The 20,657-nt window shown below is 44.7% G+C and carries 12 protein-coding genes and 1 other RNA gene; 5 read left to right on the forward strand and 8 right to left on the reverse strand.

Annotation, left to right across the window (positions count from 1 at the left end; translation table 11 throughout):
- Positions 1-876 (reverse strand): IS4 family transposase (locus L2755_RS05365; RefSeq protein WP_248979709.1); only part of this gene is annotated, 876 nt, incomplete at its 3' end.
- A 765-nt stretch (positions 877-1,641) separates the two neighbouring features.
- Between L2755_RS05365 and L2755_RS05370 the strand changes: the two genes are divergently transcribed.
- Positions 1,642-4,614, forward strand: coding sequence for a COR domain-containing protein (locus tag L2755_RS05370; RefSeq protein ID WP_248979710.1), 2,973 nt, complete (start codon positions 1,642-1,644; stop codon positions 4,612-4,614).
- A gap of 336 nt (positions 4,615-4,950) precedes the next feature.
- Here the strand turns inward: L2755_RS05370 and gcvP are convergent, their stop codons facing one another.
- The 6 genes from gcvP to L2755_RS05400 form a co-directional block, all read right to left on the reverse strand.
- Positions 4,951-7,839: an aminomethyl-transferring glycine dehydrogenase gene (gene gcvP, locus L2755_RS05375; RefSeq protein ID WP_248979711.1), complete on the reverse strand. Its 2,889-nt coding sequence runs from the start codon at positions 7,837-7,839 to the stop codon at positions 4,951-4,953.
- 229 nt (positions 7,840-8,068) lie between these two features.
- Complete coding sequence (gene gcvH, locus L2755_RS05380) at positions 8,069-8,458, reverse strand: glycine cleavage system protein GcvH (RefSeq protein WP_248979712.1); 390 nt, start codon at positions 8,456-8,458, stop codon at positions 8,069-8,071.
- Between the two features lie 293 nt (positions 8,459-8,751).
- Complete coding sequence (gene gcvT, locus L2755_RS05385) at positions 8,752-9,846, reverse strand: glycine cleavage system aminomethyltransferase GcvT (protein ID WP_248979713.1); 1,095 nt, start codon at positions 9,844-9,846, stop codon at positions 8,752-8,754.
- A 267-nt stretch (positions 9,847-10,113) separates the two neighbouring features.
- The gene (locus L2755_RS05390) at positions 10,114-11,334 is read right to left on the reverse strand and encodes an FAD-dependent monooxygenase (protein ID WP_248979714.1); all 1,221 of its coding nucleotides are present in this window, start codon (positions 11,332-11,334) and stop codon (positions 10,114-10,116) included.
- 79 nt (positions 11,335-11,413) lie between these two features.
- The gene (ubiH, locus tag L2755_RS05395) at positions 11,414-12,643 is read right to left on the reverse strand and encodes a 2-octaprenyl-6-methoxyphenyl hydroxylase (protein ID WP_248979715.1); all 1,230 of its coding nucleotides are present in this window, start codon (positions 12,641-12,643) and stop codon (positions 11,414-11,416) included.
- A 104-nt stretch (positions 12,644-12,747) separates the two neighbouring features.
- On the reverse strand, positions 12,748-13,323 hold the full coding sequence (locus L2755_RS05400; RefSeq protein WP_248979716.1) for a UPF0149 family protein: 576 nt from the start codon (positions 13,321-13,323) through the stop codon (positions 12,748-12,750).
- A gap of 357 nt (positions 13,324-13,680) precedes the next feature.
- On the opposite strand from L2755_RS05400, the gene L2755_RS05405 reads away from it, so the two are divergent.
- The 4 genes from L2755_RS05405 to L2755_RS05420 all read left to right on the forward strand — a co-directional run bounded on the left by L2755_RS05405 (position 13,681) and on the right by L2755_RS05420 (position 18,868).
- Positions 13,681-13,989: a cell division protein ZapA gene (locus tag L2755_RS05405; RefSeq protein WP_248979717.1), complete on the forward strand. Its 309-nt coding sequence runs from the start codon at positions 13,681-13,683 to the stop codon at positions 13,987-13,989.
- A gap of 118 nt (positions 13,990-14,107) precedes the next feature.
- A non-coding RNA gene (gene ssrS, locus L2755_RS05410) (6S RNA) lies at positions 14,108-14,289 on the forward strand.
- A 1,156-nt stretch (positions 14,290-15,445) separates the two neighbouring features.
- Positions 15,446-15,919, forward strand: a complete 474-nt coding sequence (locus L2755_RS05415) for a DNA polymerase III subunit chi (RefSeq protein ID WP_248979718.1) — start codon at positions 15,446-15,448, stop codon at positions 15,917-15,919.
- A 27-nt stretch (positions 15,920-15,946) separates the two neighbouring features.
- Complete coding sequence (locus L2755_RS05420; RefSeq protein ID WP_248979719.1) at positions 15,947-18,868, forward strand: valine--tRNA ligase; 2,922 nt, start codon at positions 15,947-15,949, stop codon at positions 18,866-18,868.
- Positions 18,869-19,313: 445 nt separating this feature from the next.
- Here L2755_RS05420 and amrS read toward each other — a convergent pair whose 3' ends face one another.
- Positions 19,314-20,480: an AmmeMemoRadiSam system radical SAM enzyme gene (amrS, locus tag L2755_RS05425; RefSeq protein WP_248979720.1), complete on the reverse strand. Its 1,167-nt coding sequence runs from the start codon at positions 20,478-20,480 to the stop codon at positions 19,314-19,316.
- Between the last annotated feature and the right edge of the window lie 177 nt (positions 20,481-20,657).

A 20,657-nucleotide genomic window follows, 5' to 3' on the forward strand; every position in this document is an offset into this window, starting at 1 on the left:
TATCTGCATTCTTGTTGCATAAATCTTAACAATGCTTTTAGCGTTATCGCTCTTGCTACACAGTGAGGTTGCCAGCAACCAAGGTTCTTTTTCTCGTTCCGCACTTGCACGAGACTGCTTACTTCGCCTGGCTTTATCACCCATTGCCGTTTTATCTTTTCGTCCTTTAGCATTGCGCTTGAAAATGACTAAACGAGATTTGAAAGAGACTTGCTCACCTAAAAAGTAGACACCGAGATTTTTTGCCCTAGCAGTTGCTTGAACATAGAGGCTTTTAGCTGGCAGCCACTCATCCTCTGAGCGCTTTTTGCAGTGCGTTCTATTTCTAAAACGACCTACGTAATCCCAGTTTAGTGACAAGATTTGCTTGAACCAAGGGATCCTAAAGCCCGCATCGGTCACGATGATAGGCTTACAATCGTGAGGCAACATAGCCTTAAGTTTTGTCAGAAAGAGTAGATGAGTTTTAGGCTTCTCTTTTTTGTTTAACGGATGTATTTCTTCATACAGTGTCAGCGAGCGCCCTTGAGCTGCGAGTGATGCTCGAATGAGAAAGTGCTGCTTCCTGTCGTCAAGATCTGACCAATCTATATGAATGATAGGTTGCTTCACTTTACCGACTAACAAGTAGGTCATGCGGGTATAAATGAACTCGATATCACGATGTAATTTGGTGTTGCTGCAAAGCCTGTCTACGCGTTTAATCTTATGTTTTTCAAAGGCATTACTATCTATATCGCGGCCAAGACCTGTAATTGAAAGAGAGCCACCATTCATTGAACTTTCGATTGCTGAAAACAAACTCTGTCGGCGAGTTTTGTGCATTAATGGGGTGACAAGGGAGAGGCATTTTGATAAAACTTGTTTCGCATTCATGGCATTTACTCGTGGTAACTTTTGTTTGGCGATAAATTTGATCACCAAATGCCATGAATGTTCCTTACTATTTTATCTATCTCATTATTTTCATTTATCTTTTTGTGGGGATTCGTCAGACTCTGACCCCAATTGTTTTTAGCTGTTTCATGATTATTTCCAAACTATATGACGCTAATTAAAATTGAGATCGACTAAAGGAATCGGCGCACAGTATGCTCACTGTTATACAAAACTTCTGTCCGCTGGCGGACAGACCATAGAGCTATGTCTATGGCAGAATTTAAAGCGAGTTATTAGTGTCGCTAAGTGGTTGAAAGCGGTCAGATAGAAAGGCTGGTTACCGTCGTTATGACAGTACTTTTCGCTAAGAATTTAAACAACTTAGTCAAATTGTAGTAATTACACTAATGATGACGTTTATTACTTGAAAACCATACAAAAAATAGGTTATTGTTTCGCCAGCTAAGGAAATGCAGGCAAGACTCAACTCTCTTGTAAAAAGTGCAAGCAATAGAGACATTGCCAACAGGGAAGAAACGCGCACAGCTCTCGCATCCATAATGCAAAGAGTCACGCAAGCATTTGATTTACATCAAACTTCCATTTCAATTCATCACAAAAGTGTGACGAACATGCATATCCAAAAACACCAAATTGTTTAGATTTAACAATGGGTACCCACGTGATTAAATATGGGCAGCCATGTTGCTTCTTTATCCTAAAATACTAAATCAGTTCGATTTGACAATGAGTGTCCATGTTATGATTACACAACTTAACAAAGGTAGATTTAATGAATCAGATGAATTAGATGAATTAGATGAATTAGATGAATTAGATGAATTAGATGAATTAGACTACATTTTACCTCTACCAAACCAAAAATCCATCAATATAATTAATGAATTAAAGGCATCGTCACCCACGCATACATTCACACAGGTTAATTATAATGAAATTGAGGATGAATCAGCTACTTATTCTATTGATAATGAATTTGGAGAAATTATTGGTTTAAACTTAAGTGGTATAGATACAAGTCTGGCCACATTAATAAAAACTGAAATACCAACGTTAAATAAAATATACTTATGTAATTCCAAAATACAATCAATAGATGATATAAAACATTTTACCAACCTCAAAACACTAGATTTAGAGTCATCTACAATTAACGACTTGGCAGGTATGCGCTCACTAAAAAGGCTATTAACACTGAATCTTTCCTTCACGGAAATAGAAGATTTATTTGAAGTAAGTAAATTAAAATCACTAACAGAGTTAAACCTAAGAGATACTAATGTAATTTCATTAAATGGCATTGAAAACCTTAAAGAGCTAGTAACGCTAAATATAGGTATGACGGACATTTCTAGCCTAGAGCCTATAAAAGACCTTGTTAACATTACACGTCTATATTTTTGGGAATCAAAAGTAACTGACATTTCTCATATTAAAAACCTAGTGAACCTCCGTTCCTTATCAATGGCTAGAAATAAAATATCAGACATTGAAGTACTTTCACACTTAAAAAAAGTCAATTGGATTTATGCTCCAGGCTGTGAAATAAAAACCATCCCAAAATCATTATTGGCTCTAAATTTAAACTTTAAAATACTTGATAATATAAGCAGTAACGAATTAGATGTTTTTTGCATTGCGGACAACCCCATTTCTTGCCCTCCAAAAGAAATAATAGCAAGAGGCCATGAAGTAATGGGGTTTTATTATGACTCGTTACAAGGAGAAACAGGAAAGTTAAATGAAGTAAAGTTGATACTACTTGGTGAAGGTTCTGCGGGAAAAACATCCATAATAAATAGGTTCATTGACGACCAGTTTAACCCTAAAGAAGATAAAACAGATGGTATCTCTATTCGTCCATGGTCTGTAAATATTGACCATGAAGAAGTAAAAATTCATTGTTGGGATTTTGGTGGTCAAGAAATAATGAGAGCTACGCATCAACTGTTTTTATCTGAGCGTAGTATTTATTTGATAATTCTAGATGGTAGAAAGGATGAGTCACCTGAATATTGGCTAAAACAAGTAATGTCCATTAGTAAAAACTCTCCAATACTAATGATTTCCAATAAATGTGACCAACACTATGACGACAATTTGACAAGGCAGCAACTTAAAGAGAAATACCCTAACATTGTAGGCTTCTATAAAGTTTCATGTAAGAAAAATGAAGGGGTTGATTATTTAAAGAGTATGATTTTAAGCCAAGTTGCCGAACTGGAAATGCGGAAATTCATACTCGCAAAGAACTGGTTAAACGTCAAGAAATCATTGGAGAAATTAAAAAAATCAGAGGATCACATTTCACATCAAACATTTAAAAACTTGTGTTTTGAAAATGATATCAAGGAGCCTGTCATACAAGATGTATTATTAACCTTATTAAATGATCTCGGTCAGGTAATACATTTTAAAGAACTAGAAGAACTACAAACGCAAGTATTAAACCCAAGTTGGATAACAGAGGGAATTTATACATTAATCAACTCAGAAACCCTGGCTAAAAAGAATGGATTAATTTCAAAATCTGAAGCTGAAAAAATATTAAGGACCAAGTTAGAGAGTAGAAGGTATAGTGGTAAATCTTCATACTTAATGCAAGTAATGGAACAGTTTGAACTATGTTACATGATTCCAACTACTTCTACGGGTAAAAATAAAAACCCAAAATACTTAATCCCTGACCTACTACCAACTGAATTATTAAAAAACCCAAAACTAGTCGATGGCATTGATTTTATTTACAAATACAATGGCTATATACCTCCAGAGATAATGGCTCGTATTATAGTCAAGAGCCATCAATATCAAGTACCTAATAACACATGGCGATACGGGGTATTATTAGAGCATATTGAGTTTTCTAGCAAGGCACTTATAACTATAGATAAAGAAGAGAAAGTTATTAGAATTAAAGTATCTGAAGGAGAGCAAAGATCTTTTCTGGCTGTCATCAGACATTATTTCGCTGAAATCCATAAAAACTACCAATTGGACAACATTGGGCTAAAAGAGTTCTTACCTTTACGCGATGCCATAAACAATAAGGAGAGTTGGATTTCTTACAGTCGTTTGCTCAAAATTGAACAGCGTATTTTATCAGGCTTAGATACCAACACTCAATATGATGATAATTTGGATACTGAATACTCCGTTACAAAATTATTAAATGGAATTGAATCACAAGAATCTAGATATAATAGGTATGATAAGGAACACCTAACCTTGAATGTAAATCAAATAGCAAGCCCAACAATTAACCAAAGCGTAAATCAGAATAACACTCAAACCAATAGCCAAGAGAACCAACAAAAAACCACAATATCTATAAACATTCAACTCCAAGCCTTTCAGTCAAGCGTTACAGATTGGAGCGAAGAAATTATCGAAGATTTATTCGAATCACCTGAGATAAAAGGGAATGAAGACTTTATCAAGCTTGTTCCTAGAGCAGAAAAAGAACTAATCCGAATGGGCTTAGCTTTAGATGATATTAAAAATATAGAAAATCAGGAGCAAGCGATAGGTAAATCAGGAAGTTTTACCAAAGTAAAAAACTTTTTTGAAGACAGTATAAATGGCGTCAATAAGACTGGAGATTTACTCAAAAAAGCAGGTGAAGGTGTCGGAAAATTACAATCACTAGGGAGAGAATACAATAATATTGCTGGCTTATTTGGTTTACCAGTAATACCTACTGTACTTCTCTAGCCTCGCGGCAATAAAATGCACCCTTAATAAGGTTTATTCCCATACTTAAAGGCCAGTGCCAAAAGATCACACCAACTTCCCCTCGGAATCTTTCGCTTCTCAGAAAATTTCGTCGGGGCGCTGGGGAATTTCCAAAAGGGGAACAAGCGCTTTTCTCCTTTAGGTCGGGTGTGGGGTGAAACCCCACGACTTTAGTGGCCACTGGCCATTACAAACAGCCATAAATCCCTTTATCCACACCATCCATGGTGAAAAGGGATAAGTATATCCATATACAAAAAAGCGAATCCTAAGATTCGCTTTTTCTTTACCAAACGTTAGTTATAAGTAACGTGATTATTCATACTCACTGATCGGCACACAGGCACAGAACAAATTCCTGTCACCAAACACGTCATCGATACGGTTAACCGTAGGCCAGAACTTGTTGGCTTTAACCGCTGCCGTTGGGAACACAGCTTCTTCGCGGCTGTATGGACGTGAATCAAATTCTGAGTCCATGATGTCGGCTAGTGTATGCGGCGCGTTGTGTAGCGGGTTGTTGTCGCTTGGCCACTCGCCTGCTTCTACTTTAGCGACTTCGCCGCGGATAGAGATCATAGCTTCGATGAATCTATCTAACTCAACCTTAGACTCAGATTCCGTAGGCTCAATCATTAAGGTTCCCGCTACTGGAAAGCTCATGGTTGGCGCGTGGAAACCGTAATCGTTAAGGCGTTTGGCGATATCCATCTCAGTTACACCCGATGATTCTTTAAGTGGACGCAAGTCGATGATGCACTCATGGGCAACACGGTCATTTCGGCCAGAATAAAGAATTGGGTAATGCTCAGACAGCTTCTTCATCATGTAGTTAGCGTTAAGCAGAGCGACTTGAGTCGATTGACGTAGACCCTTCTTACCTAATAACTTGATGTACATCCAAGTGATAGGCAGAATGCCTGCGCTACCGTATGGCGCCGCAGATACGGCACCATTGTTGTCAGATTCTAGGCCATGCTTGACCACAGTGTGACCCGATAGGAATGGCGCAAGGTGCTTTTTAACACCGATTGGGCCCATACCTGGTCCGCCGCCGCCATGGGGAATAGCGAAGGTTTTGTGCAAGTTAAGGTGGGATACATCGGCACCGATAAAGCCTGGTGATGTAAGACCCACCTGTGCGTTCATGTTGGCGCCATCAAGGTAGACCTGACCGCCGAACTCATGAATAACGTCACAAATTTCCGCGATGGTTTCTTCATACACACCGTGAGTCGATGGGTAGGTCACCATGATGCACGATAGGTTGTCAGCTACTTCTGCCGCTTTAGCGCGCAGATCATCCATGTCGATGTTACCGGCCTTATCACAGGCAGTAACCACGATTTTCATGCCAGCAAGTTGCGCTGAAGCAGGATTAGTACCGTGAGCTGATTGTGGGATAAGGCAGATGTTTCGGTGCGCATCCCCTCGTGACTCATGGTATTGCTTTATCGCTAGTAGACCGGCGTATTCACCCTGTGCACCCGAGTTAGGCTGCAGTGATACCGCATCGTAACCGGTGATATCCACCAACCAAGTCGATAGCTCTTCAAGCAGTTGTGCATAGCCCAGCGCTTGGTTTTGCGGGCAGAATGGGTGCATGTTACCAAACTCAGGCCAAGAGATAGGCATCATCTCGGTGGCTGCGTTGAGCTTCATGGTGCATGAACCGAGTGAGATCATTGAATGGTTCAAGGCCAGATCTTTGTTCTCGAGACGCTTGATGTAACGCATCATCTCGGTTTCGCTCTGGTAGCGATTAAATGTTGGGTGCGTCAGGATAGCATCACAGCGTACTAGCTCAGCAGGAATTGAGCTGCTGCCGTTAGCCACAATAGCGTCATCAAGCTTCGCCACGTCTAAGCCGTGATCTGCGCCCAAGATGACGTCAAATAACTCTGCAACGTCACTGCGTGTGGTCGTTTCCGCCAAGCTCACGCCCAGCATGCCATCGATATCGATGCGCAAGTTCAGGCCTGCCGCTTCTGAGCGTGCAGTCACCGCGGCAACGTCTAGCCCTTTAAGGGATAAGGTGTCGAACCAAGTGCTGTTAACCAGTTCAACGCCGTTAGCGGTTAGGCCTGCAGCTAGAATGTCGGTTAGGCGATGGATACGCTCTGCAATCACCTTAAGACCTTGTGGGCCGTGGAATACTGCGTAGAACGACGCCATGTTGGCCAGTAACACCTGTGCGGTACAGATATTTGAGTTAGCTTTTTCGCGGCGAATATGTTGCTCGCGCGTTTGCATTGCCATACGCAGGGCACGGTTACCGCGAGTATCTTGTGATACACCGATAATACGGCCAGGCAGTGAGCGTTTGTGTGCATCACGAGTAACGAAGAATGCTGCGTGTGGACCACCAAAGCCCATTGGAACACCAAAGCGCTGTGAGTTACCAAATACCACATCGGCGCCCATAGAACCTGGAGACTTAAGGATGACCAACGACATGATGTCGGCCGCGACTGAAACGATGGCCTTTTTTGCCTGTAGCTGAGCAAACAGTTCGCTGTGATCAACAATTTGACCGTAGCGGTTGGTGTACTGGAACTGCGCACCAAAGAGATCGTAGTTAACGGCGTCCTGTGCTGGGCCGACAACCACTTCAAAACCAAAACATTCAGCGCGAGTCTTTATCACGTCGATTGTTTGTGGGAATACGTCATCAGCCACAAAGTAGATGTTGGCTTTTTTCGCTTTAGAAACACGCTTAGCCATTGCCATTGCTTCGGCGGCCGCGGTGGCTTCATCAAGCAGTGATGAAGAGGCTAAGTCAAGGCCGGTAAGGTCCATTGATAGCTGCTGGAAGTTAAGGATAGCTTCAAGACGACCTTGAGCGATCTCTGGCTGGTAAGGCGTATATGCCGTGTACCAACCTGGATTTTCAAGCACGTTACGCTGAACAACGCTCGGGACTTCAGTACCGTAGTAACCCATACCGATGTAGCTTTTGAAGATTTTGTTTTTATCCGCAATGGCGCGAATATAAGCCATGCCTTCAGCTTCACTACATGAATCGCCAACGGCGAGATCACGATTAAGAAGAATTGACTCAGGAACAATTTGTCCGGTCAGATCTGCTAACGATTCAGCACCCACAAAATTCAGCATCTCTTGTTGCTGATCGGCACTTGGGCCGATATGACGACGAAGAAATAATTCGTGCTGCTCTAACTGCGTAAGGGTTTCTTTGGTCATGAGTAACCTAGTTCCATATTTTGCCAGCATCCTGCCTGTAGGGGGCGGACTTACCGGTCTCGTTGTCTTATACCAAGGCCATTCACGCTGAGCAAGCTTGCTCTTGGGATGAATGGTATTGGTATGGTATCTATTTTATTTTTCGTTATTAACCTGGCTTAGACCAAGGGCTATATAACGAACAAAGCCCCAATCTTTAGCAGAGTGGGGCTTTGTTGATTATCGCGACTTATTCGTCGTCAATAACCGCTTGATATCCTTCGGCATCAAGCAAATTTTCTATCTCAGAGAGGTCAGTTGGCATGACGCGGAAGAACCAGCCGTCACCAAATGCATCACTGTTAACAAGCTCTGGTGAATCTTCTAGCGCTTCGTTAACGGCAAGAACTTCACCCGTTAGTGGTGAGTAGATGTCTGAAGCGGCTTTTACAGATTCTGCTACGGCACAATCTTCACCGGCGTTTAGCTCATCGCCAACATCTGGCAGCTCAATAAACACCATGTCACCCAATAGCTCTTGAGCGTGCTCACTGATACCTACTGTGTAGCTACCGTCTTCCTCTTTACGGATCCATTCGTGAGAAGAAGCATATTTAAGTTCAGCTGGGATATTGCTCATTGGTCTTAATCCTTATTCGATAGTTCTAATTCTGTAATTTAATAAGACGTTTACTGATCTGCCTTTATGACTTATATCAGTTTTTTGCGCGTTTGCGCAGCGGTTTCAAACACTCTTTTGCCATTAACCTGATTGATATCATTTCGATAGTCTTCAATAGGATAAGGCGACTACTCATCATTATATTCACCGCTAAGCTAAACGCTAATGAAATATAATTTTTAAAGTGAGCTGAAGCGCAATTTTACCCTAATGGCCAAGTCCATCAACTTAGCCATTAGTCGCTAAATCTATTAAAACGCTTGCTTGCCGTTACGAACGAAACTTGGTTTGATCACTTTAACAGCGACGCGCTTCTTGCGCATCTCTACTTCAGCAACATCACCAATGCTACGCGGTACACGTGCCATGGCAATTGAGTAACCTAGGGTTGGCGAGAATGTACCACTAGTAATGGTGCCCTCTTGCTCAACACCGTCGCTGTCAGTAAAGAACACTGACATGCCGTGACGGATAACGCCTTTAGCTTCCATCACAAGACCGACTAATTTGTCTGCGCCTTGTGCTTTAATCGCTTCGAGGGCCTTACGACCGTTGAAATCACGATCTTCTGGTGCCCAGGCCACAGTCCAGCCCATGTTGGCCGCCAGTGGGTTAACACTTTCGTCCATATCGAGGCCGTAGAGGTTCATGCCCGCTTCAAGGCGAAGGGTGTCACGAGCACCGAGTCCGCATGGCTTAACGCCTGCGTCTAAAAATGCTTGCCATAATGCTTCGGCTTCAGCTTCAGGAACGATAACTTCGTAACCTGTTTCGCCGGTATAACCGGTAGTGGCAATAAAGAGTGAGTCAGCTTGCACACCAAAGAATGGCTTCATGCCTTCGATAGCGGCGTTTTGCGCGTCGTTAAATACGCTGGCGGCTTTTGCCTTGGCGTTAGGGCCTTGAACGGCAATCATTGCCAGCTCTGGACGCTCGGTTACTTCAACGCTGAAACCTTTAACTTGCTCGGCAATCCAAGCTAAGTCTTTTTCGCGAGTCGCAGAGTTCACTACGATGCGATACTCAGTATCAGAAAGGTAATAAGTGATTAGGTCGTCGATAACGCCGCCGTTGTGATCAAGCATGCCGCCGTACAGCGCCTTGCCTGGTACTTGTAGCTTGGCTACGTCATTGGCTAGCAACTTACGTAAGAAGGCACAAGCGTCGTCACCAATCACATCGACCACTGTCATGTGTGATACGTCGAACATACCCGCGTCTTGACGCACTGCGTGGTGCTCTTCGATTTGTGAACCGTAGTTTAGTGGCATATCCCAACCGTGGAAATCTACCATCTTGCCATTTGATTCTAGGTGCTTGTTAAATAGTACAGTTTTGTTAGCCATTTCTATCCCTTCTTTGGGGTATTCGAGTCTGCAACTGGTGTAGGGTGCTTGTCACCAGATCAATTGGGTCGTATTAAAATGCGGCGAAATTATACCTTGAGTATTGCTTTTGTATACAAAAGAATTTTCTAATCCGAACAGTTAAGTCATTAGTTTTTCTCATGCTACACATGTGATTTTTTCACACTAAAAGGCTACTCTTCAAGGACCAAATAACAAGTGCATGAAATTAAACAGTTATTCATCTTTAGCTAAAACAGTTAAATGTTAATCTTGTTCGCTTTGGCACAGCTTAGGCAGGCTTTTTTTGTTGCCGAGCGCCTGCTGAATAAACAGTGTTTTCAATGGCGCAAAATTATCCACCAGATTTAAGCCAAGATCGCGGATCGCTTTCTTGATGGGGTTAGTGCCCTCGAATAGCCTTTTAAAGCCTTCCATTGCGCTGATCATCTCCAGTGCTTCGGCTTTGCGCCAGCGCTCAAGGCTGCGTAGATTTTGGTAATCACCAATGTCTTTACCCTGCTCCTTTAGCTCGCTAACGGTCTCAACAATGCTGGCGGCATCTAAGAAACCCAAGTTAACCCCCTGCCCCGCTAATGGATGAATGGTATGGGCGGCGTCGCCTGCTAGTACCAAACGATGGCGGGCAAAGTGGCGCGCATAACGCATACGTAGCGGAAATGCCTGACGGTCACTTTCCAGCGAACACATGCCTAAACGGCCATCGAATGCGGCGGTGAGTGCACGTTCGAACTGTTGTTTGTCCAGCGCTAGCAGCGCTGCTGCTCTATCGGGAGGCACTGACCACACGATTGAACACAGATTTTTCTCATATAAAGGCAGGAAAGCCAGTGGGCCTTCACTATCGAATACTTGTCTGGCGGTATCACCATGGGGCAGTTCGGTGCGAATAGTAGCGACAATGGCGTGGTGATTGTAGTCCCAGAAGGTCATGGGGATTTTGCACTGTTCCCGCACCCAGGAATTAGCACCATCGGCGGCAATCACTAATGCGGCACTGATGTTTTCGCCATTATCTAAGGTCAGCCACGCCTCGCGCTCACCAAAGGCGATGCGCTCAAGGCGTTGGTTTTCGATGTAGGTGAGCTCGTCAAATTCGCTCGCGCGCTCGGCTAATGCAAAGGCGATAGAGTCGTTTTCGATGATGGCGCCAAGATGAGTTTCGCTTAAGGATCCGGCATCGAAGTCGATTTTACCGAGACTGTCTTTGTCCCACACCTGCATTTTTTGATATGGGCTGATGCGACTTGCAGCAAGATAAGGCCATGCGCCCAAGTTAGTGAGTAAGTGCTGACTCGCCTTGTTGATGGCGCTCACTCTTAGTTTAGGCGCGCCAGAGACGGCGTGAGTTTGCCCAGCATCAATCACTACAACGTTTACGCCTTTCATTGCTAGGCCAATGGCGGTGGCTAACCCCACCATTCCACCGCCAACAATCGCAACATCATAAGTTTTTGTGCTTAACATTTTTAACCCTTACTCATTAAACTAAATAGAATATCTATGGTGCTGATTAACTCAGCTTACTTGGCTCAGCTTGTTTGACTCAACTCTTTACCCAGCCCATGGCCCTACGTGCCACGGGCGCTTTCAGCGGCGGAAACCACGATAACAAACGTAAACCTAAGTTGCGGCCGATCACTAACGGCCAATAATCATTGGAGAAACCGCGCACTAATAACTCAATAGAGGTCATGGTGCTGTCTCTGTCGGCATTGCGACGGGCTAAATAATCATGGGTCACCTGGCTGAGGCCAACATCGACGGTGCTGTCACTATGGCTGAGTGATTGCTTTATCACCTGCAGTAAACTGACCACGTCCCGTAGCCCCAAGTTAAAACCTTGGCCTGCGATAGGGTGCAGCGTTTGCGCGGCATTACCTAAAAACACAGTGCGATGATAGATAGGCCGTGGCATATAGGACAGCATTAACGGATAACTAAAGCGCTCGCCAATATCCATAAAACGCCCAGCTCGGTAACCAAATGCGCTTTGCAGCTTTTCGATAAACTCCGCTTTTGGCACCTTAAGCAGGTGTTCGGCTTCTTGCGGTGACAACGCCCACACCATAGAGAGTCGGTTCTCGCCATGGCGATTAGACATCGGCAGCAGGGCTAACGGCCCTGTTTGAGTGAAGCGTTCAAACGCCCAACCTTGGTGCGGCTGCTCAGTTTGAATATTAGTAATGATAGCGGTTTGCTGGAAATCGACCTGCTCTAATGGCTGCTTAAATGCCTGACGCACTTTTGAGTTTAGACCGTCGGCGGCGACCAAGAGTTTAGCGGCTATCTGCTGGCCTGTGTCTAAGGTCAACAGTTGTTGATTAGCTTGCGCCTCTACCTCATGCAAACTTGCTGGGCAGTATAGCTGGATGTCGCTTTTTGCAAGCTGATTGAACAGTTGTTGGCCGACAGCTTCGAGCTCGACTACTTGGCCTAAATAAGGCAGCTGAAAATCGTCGCGACTAAGCTCAGTCATGCCAAAATTGCCACGCTCAGAGATATGAATATGGTTGATTTTACTGGCAAGCGCGGCAATGTGTGGCCATATCTGCAGTTTTTTTAACTCGAAGATAGAACCATGGGAGATGGCAATTGAGCGAGCGTCGAAACCGGGATGGTCATTATTGGGACGATGCGCTTCAATCAAGGCAATTTTGAGCGGACGCTTAGCTTGCAGGGCGATGTGTGCCAACCCAAGCGCTAAGGTTGCGCCGACCATGGCGCCACCGACAATCGCTATATCGACCTGTTCAACCGCTGTTGTATTCGTCATGGAATGTTTAACCCGATAACTGCTTTTATTGCCGTTATTTATTTTAGTCTCTTAGACTAAAACCGCCATGACACCAGTGCGATGGCGGCTTAAGCAACGGATGGTTAGTGCAACACACCAAGATCTATTGGCGTGTCGTCTTCGATAGCTGGACCAAACTCGGAGTAGCATAGTAATGCGGCCATGCGAGTGAACTCCATCAGTTCGATAAGGGCGGCTTCTGACTCATCGTCTTCGGCAACATCGAACTCTACTTGAGCGATCTCAGACAGGTCTTGGATCACTTCGCGCACCTCTGTCGATGCTTTATTCAATTTAGGTTGAATAATCGCAATCCCAGTCAGGAAGCTCTGCACCCATAACGATAGCGCTTCGACGCGCTTTGGCAGTGACTCCTCCTCTTCAGGCAGCATTGGGTTAAAGCCAAAATCAGTATCGGACAGACGCGTTACCGCATCTTGATATAGCTCTTCAACTAATGCCTGCAATTTTGGCGGCAGTGCTTGGCCGTCATTCATCAGCTCTAATAAAGGCAGAGTCCAACCTTTAGATGATTGTTCTACACCGCCACAGATCAAGCCAACTAATGCGCCGTGAACTTCGACAGGGTGCTGAGCAATTTCAGCTTCGTTGAGTGCCGCAAGTAAGTTATCTATACGCAGCGTTGGGAGGGTCGCCATAAAGTCGTTTCCAGTCACAAAATTACTGGCTTCATGCTAGCAGAACTGACTGATTCGACCAAGAGTTGCTACCATAAAGTGGTTAAAAGTTTGCTGGATCAACCACAAAAACAGCAATCAACAATGCTTACGCTGATGACAATGGCTATCGATGGCTAAAAAGTGATGGAACCAAACAGCAACTTAAGTACAGGCTCAACTACCGCAACAGCCCAAAGCGCTTCATGTTTGTACGCTAATGGTTATCTAAACAACAATTAATCTAAACTATCTCTGTTTAGGTGGAGATCGTGTTGCACTTTGCTTTTTAGACCGATATAGTCCGCACAAGTACACGGTTAAAGGATTCCTTTAGGGATGGGTAACAAGGCGATTGAAATTACCCTTATGGGGCGCACCTACTCTATCGCTTGTCCAGACGGACAAGAGACAGCACTTAGGCACGTGGCTCATAATCTTGAAAACCAGTTAGTGTCGTTAAAAGCACGTACGAATAACATTAGCCGTGAAGAAATTGCCATTATGGCCGCATTAAATACCGGTTATGAGCTGTTAGAAGAACAGCAGAAGAATCAAGATTATAATAAGCAGATGGGTGAGAAAATCGGTTTGCTGCAGTCGACTTTAGAGGATGCGTTAGTAGAACGCGCTACGAAAGACGATTAAAACAGGGTATAATCTCCCTAGCTGATGTTAGTTCAAGTTTGAGCTGAAATTGGCATTTTAAAGAATTATTGTCGTAAGCCATTTGAAGGTCAATTGACCTGCTTACGAATACAAGTTTTGCTCCCTGGGATTCGCGCTAGCTGGCAATGTCCCTGTGCCGATATTTACAAAACCCAGGGTGAACGTTTTACTGACATTGTGCAAGCTCGGCTCGTATCGAGAAGCCTTAGGAGGTATGCGTTTACCCGCCTTGAACTACGGTTCAAGGGCTACGTCAGCGGTCGGTATTCTGGGGAGCAATTTAATTTTGCTATAAAATAGCAGCATAGAGCCATCCATTAATCTGGATGGCTTTTTTGCATCAGCGTCATAGCTCCCAAGAATACCGACGTAGTCGGGCTCTTTTTAACAAGAAGCGGGGAGCAATTTAAATTAACAAAAAAACCACCAATATAGGGTGGTTTTTTTGTATCTGCAATTCCTAACTAACGGTTAGCACTCCCTCAGAATACCGTCGTAGCCGGACTCTTAACTAAAAGCTAAGCGCCACGTTATTGATCAAGTACAACTTTATATATTTGTGGTTCCAATGACCTGCGGTCAGCGCATGTGCAGACGCTACTGAGGCTCGCCGCAAGCACCTCCCTGTGGGCTCAACGAAAACGTCCCTGTTTTCGACGGCCTCAGCCGCATCTACACCGGATTATAAAAGCGCAACAATTCAGTGTTCGAGTTAAACATAAAGCTCAAGATATCTAGAAAAACAAAGCCACAAAAAATAGCTCCTCCCCGTCGAAATAGCCGAAGTACGCCTGCACTCTTTGTAAACAAAAGTGCAGGCGCTACTGAGCGCTCACAGCAACCATATATAAGAATTATCTCAACAAAAGCACCTGACCTCCAAGGGCTGAGGGAAAACCAAATTCTGCATGGAACAGAATTGGCCATGCCATCAAAGGCCACAGCCATTATCTACACTGGGTTATTAAAGCGCAATAATTCAGTATTGGTGTTTGTAAATCAGAGACACAATCCTACAAGTACACGATACTGTTAAGTGAGTAACTATAACTTGCAGAAATCAATTTTCCCCATTGGAAATTTCGTTTTTCAGAAATTTCGCCGGGGCGCTGAGGGATTGACTCTTATGAAATCAACAGCGGGCGCAAGCGCTTTGCCCCTTGGCTCTACTCTTGATTACAAGAATGGTCGAAGCGCCACGACCTTTATCAAACGAAGTTTGATTACTTCAAGCTAAAGTGTAGGCAAAACACCACAAAACTAACTGTTTCTGGTTCCACTTTTAGGTGAAACAAAAGTAATAAAACAAGCAGCCCAAAAAGGGGCTGATCTCTAAGCTACTTTTAGTGTAAAATCTCCTCTTTCGTCAGTCAAAAAGCCAAGTAACTTAGATCCTAGGAATTAGGCCCTAAGAATTAGACCCTAAGAATAAACGATGTCACAGACTCTGTTTTATCTGATGCCTAACGGCAGTAACACCCAGCAGCACGCTCAATTTTCAGCATTAGAGCAGGTGGCTATTTTTGCGTGTGAATTAGCGCAACAGGCTTTTGTAAACCAACAGTGGGTCTACATTCATTGCACTGACCAAGATCAGGCTTATGCCATCGATGAACTTTTATGGCAGTTTGAACCGCTATCTTTCGTGCCCCATAACCTTAAAGGTGAAGGCCCGACTGGCGGCGCTCCAGTTGAAATCGGCTTTGATAGGCTTGGAGCCAACAAAAATCGTCATGTTCTGATTAATCTTGCAGACCAAGTGCCGCAATTTGCGGTAAACTTTGCTCAGATTATCGACTTCGTTGCCAACGACGACAGCCATAAAGCGATCGCACGCGATCGCTATCGGCAATATCGCACTCTTGGGATTGCATTAACGACCCAAGACTTGAGCAATACAACCAATTAATTTTTAGTTTGAGATAAGCACGCTCCCATGGAAAAAACATATAACCCGCAGTCTATCGAACAGTCTCTTTACCAAAACTGGGAAGAGAAAGGTTACTTCAAGCCACACGGCGACGAGTCTCAAGGCAACTATTGCATCATGATCCCGCCACCAAACGTGACGGGTAGCTTGCATATGGGCCACGCTTTCCAAGATACCATTATGGATACCTTGACCCGTTACCAGCGTATGAAAGGCAAAAACACCCTTTGGCAGGTCGGAACTGACCACGCTGGTATTGCAACGCAGATGTTGGTTGAGCGTAAAGTTGCCGCTGAAGAGGGTTTGAGTCGTCACGATTTAGGCCGCGAAAAATTTATCGATCGCATTTGGGATTGGAAAAAAGAGTCCGGTGGCACCATCACTAAGCAACTACGTCGTCTTGGCGCGTCAGTTGATTGGGATCGTGAGCGTTTCACCATGGATGACGGCATGAGTGAAGCGGTACAAGAGGTGTTTGTACGCCTGTTTGAAGATGACATGATTTACCGCGGTAAGCGCTTGGTCAACTGGGATCCAGAACTGCACACCGCTATTTCAGATCTAGAAGTTGAGAACAAAGAAAAACAGGGCAGCATGTGGCATTTCCGCTACCCGCTCGCCGAAGGCGCATTGACTAGCGATGGCAAAGATTACTTAGAGATCGCCACCACGCGTCCTGAGACCATGCTAGGTGATAGTGCAGTCGCGGTTCATCCTGATGATGAACGCTATGCGTCATTAATCGGTAAGTTTATTCACCTGCCGATTGTTAACCGTCTTATCCCTATCGTTGCTGACGATTATGTGGATATGGAGTTCGGTACTGGTTGTGTGAAAATCACCCCTGCACATGACTTTAACGATTATGAAGTCGGTAAGCGTCACGAACTGCCTATGTACAACATTTTGACCTTTGATGCGGCTATCCGCTCATCTGCTGAAATCGTTAACACTGACGGTACTGCTAACACTGAATTAGACAATAGCTTGCCAGAGCGCTACGCCGGTCTTGACCGTTTTGAAGCCCGTAAAGCCGTTGTTGCTGAACTTGATACCTTAGGTCTATTGGGCAAAATTGATCCACACGGATTAAAAGTACCCTATGGCGATCGCTCTGGTGTGGTTATTGAGCCGCTACTTACCGACCAATGGTATGTGTCTGTTGCACCTATGGCGAAAACAGCCATGGAAGCGGTTGATAACGGCGAGATTAAGTTTGTGCCACAGCAATACGAGAACATGTACAACTCGTGGATGCGTGACATTAACGACTGGTGTATTTCACGTCAGCTTTGGTGGGGTCACAGGATCCCAGCTTGGTATGACGAAGCAGGCAAAGTTTATGTCGGTCGTGACGAAGCTGAAGTACGTGCTAAGCACAAGCTTGACGATTCAGTAGCGCTACGCCAAGACAACGATGTACTGGATACTTGGTTTAGCTCTGCATTGTGGACCTTCTCTACTTTGGGCTGGCCAAAAGATACTGCCGAGCTTAAAGCTTTCCACCCAACAGATGTGCTAGTGACTGGTTTTGACATCATCTTCTTCTGGGTTGCCCGCATGATCATGATGACCATGCATTTCATCAAGGATGAAAACGGTAAGCCACAAGTGCCGTTTAAGACCGTTTATGTGACGGGTCTTATTCGTGATGAAGTCGGCAACAAGATGTCTAAGTCTAAGGGTAACGTACTCGATCCATTAGACATGATTGACGGTATCGATCTTGAATCATTAGTGCAAAAGCGTACCGGCAACATGATGCAGCCTAAAATGGCCGCTAAAATTGAGAAAAGCACCCGTAAGGAGTTTAGCGACGGTATTGAGCCACACGGTACCGATGCACTGCGCTTTACGTTAGCGTCTATGGCGTCAACCGGTCGTGACATCAGCTGGGATATGAAGCGTCTTGATGGTTACCGCAGTTTCTGTAACAAGATCTGGAACGCATCACGTTACGTGTTGATGAACACTGAAGTTCAAAATGAAGATGCAACTGACGATGCTATCGGCGAAGCACTCGATTGTGGCCAAATTTTAGTTGATGGCAAGCCTGGCGCAATGGAACTGTCTCTGGCTGATCGCTGGATTATCGGTCTGTTCAATGAAACCGTTAAAACCTATGACGAGCACATGGCTAACTACCGTTTCGACTTAGCCGCTAACACGATTTACGAATTCACTTGGAACCAGTTCTGTGATTGGTACCTAGAGCTCACTAAGCCGGTAATGCAAAGTGGCACCGACGCGCAGCTGCGTGGTACCCGTCATACATTGGTGAACGTGCTTGAGCAGATGCAACGCCTGATGCACCCAATGATGCCTTATATTACCGAGACTATCTGGCTGCGCGTTAAGCCGCTAGCGGGTGTTGAAGGTGAGACCTTAATGCTGGCGTCGTTCCCTGAGTATCAAGCTGGCAAAGTTGATAGCGTCGCGATGGAAGACATGGAGTGGGTTAAGCAAGTGATTGTTGCAGTACGTAACATTCGCGCCGAGCTGAATATTGCACCATCTAAGCCACTTAACGCCCTACTTCGTGGTGTGAGTGAGCAAGATAAGGCACGCATTGAAGCCAACCAAACCTTCTTCAAGACCCTGGCTAAGCTTGAGTCTATGACGATTCTAGCGGACGGTGAAACTGCGCCAATGTCGACCACTCAATTGGTGGGTAACATGGAGCTGCTTATCCCAATGGCAGGTCTTATCGATGTGGCTAAAGAAGTGGCCCGTATCGACAAGTTACTTGAAAAAGCGGCGGGTGAATTCAAGCGCATCGAAGGCAAGCTTTCGAACCAAGGTTTTGTGGCTAAAGCCCCTGCTGCCGTGATTGAGAAAGAGCGTGCTAAGCAAGCTGAATATCAACGTGATATTGAAAAGCTAACTGAGCAAAAAGCACAGCTTGCCAAGCTTGAAACAGAGAGCTAGAAGCGGAAGGTTAAAGAAGGTTTTAAGTTTTAAGTTTTAAGTTTTAAGTTTTAAGTTTTAAGTTTTAAGTTTTAAAACTATAAGCCAGTGCAAAAAAGGTGACCATTTGGTCACCTTTTTTATTTTCTGCAGTAGCATCTGCAGGACTGGCTTTAGCCAGGAAGATTTTCTTCCTATACCTTAGTTATTCCAATAAGTTATCTTTATATTCTCTCGCAGCTAAAGCAGCTCCTACAGGGAAAGATAAACCCCATTAAACCTCACAGCCATAGTTGTAGGACCGGCTTCAGCCGGGAAGCTTTTCTTCGACACCTTGTAAACCTTAGTTATTCCAATAAGGTATCTTTATATTCTCTCGCAGCTAAAGCAGCTCCTACAGGGAAAGATAAACCCAATAAAACCTCACAGCCATAGTTGTAGGACCGGCTTCAGCCGGGAGAGGTGCCTAGCCTATCGAAATCGGTATCCTATTCCTGCCGAAATGCTCACAGGGCCCATCGAAACGTCCCGGAATTTGCGTACCACAATATTGGCACTTGCCGCTGTGATTCAGGTGATACTCACCTAACTCATACCAGTCTCGATTGATGACCAACTTATGACATGACGGGCAGTAACTGCTGCCTCCTTGGGTGTCATGAATATTGCCGGTATAGACATAGTTGAGCCCCTGAGCCAAAGCAATTTCTCTCGCCCGCATCAGTGTCGATGCAGGGGTTCTGGGCTTGTCTAACATATGAAAGTCGGGATGAAAGGCACTGAAATGCAGGGGCACATCATGGCCTAAGTTATCGGCTATCCACTTGGTTTGTTGCTCCAGCTCTTTGACTGAGTCATTTTCATCGGGGATCAAGAGTGTGGTTATCTCGAACCATACCTGAGTCTCATGCTTAAGATAGAGCAAGGTATCGAGCACATCGCTAAGATTTCCGCTACATATCTTGTGATAGAAGTCTTGAGTAAAACCCTTTAGATCCACATTGGCCGCGTCCATATAGCGATAAAACTCGACTCTGGGCTCGGGGCAGATATAGCCGGCTGTCACCGCCACTGAGTTTATCCCTAGCTCATGACAGGCCTGAGCCACATCGATGGCGTATTCGAGGAAGATAACCGGATCGTTATAGGTGAAGGCGATACTCCTGCAGCCCATGCGTTTGGCCGTTGCCGCCAATGATTCCGGACTGGCTTTCGAGCCTAAGGTATCGAACTCACGTGACTTACTGATGTCCCAGTTCTGACAGAACTTACAACAGAGATTGCAACCTGCGGTGCCAAAGGAAAGTACAGAACTACCGGGATAAAAATGATTCAGCGGTTTCTTCTCGATGGGATCGATACAGAAGCCACTGGAGCGACCATAGCTGGTGAGCTTTATCTCATTATCTATGTTTTGGCGCACGAAACAGACCCCACGTTTGCCCTCACGCAGCTGACAATGTCTGGGACATAAATCGCATTGCACCCTACCGTCATCCAGTTGGTGCCAGTACTTGGTTTTTACAGTACTCGTCTTTACAAGACTGCCTTGTGCAATATTAGTCTGTCCAGTATTGCTATTAACCAGATTGGTTTCACCTGTATTGGTACTCGATTTAGACATCATCAGCATGTGTCCTGCTTGGCCTATACTTAAAGCCTAGTTTAAAAAGCTTGGGTCAGGGATCAGCAAGCTGGATATCTGCGCGATATCGAAAAGCTAAATGCGGTCACGAGTCAAACTTGCTCCCAGACCAAAGAGAAAGGCAGTCATTAGACTGCCTTTTTTGTTACCTGCAGTAAAATAAGC

This window comes from Shewanella abyssi (assembly GCF_023284025.1).
Lineage (GTDB): Bacteria > Pseudomonadota > Gammaproteobacteria > Enterobacterales > Shewanellaceae > Shewanella > Shewanella abyssi.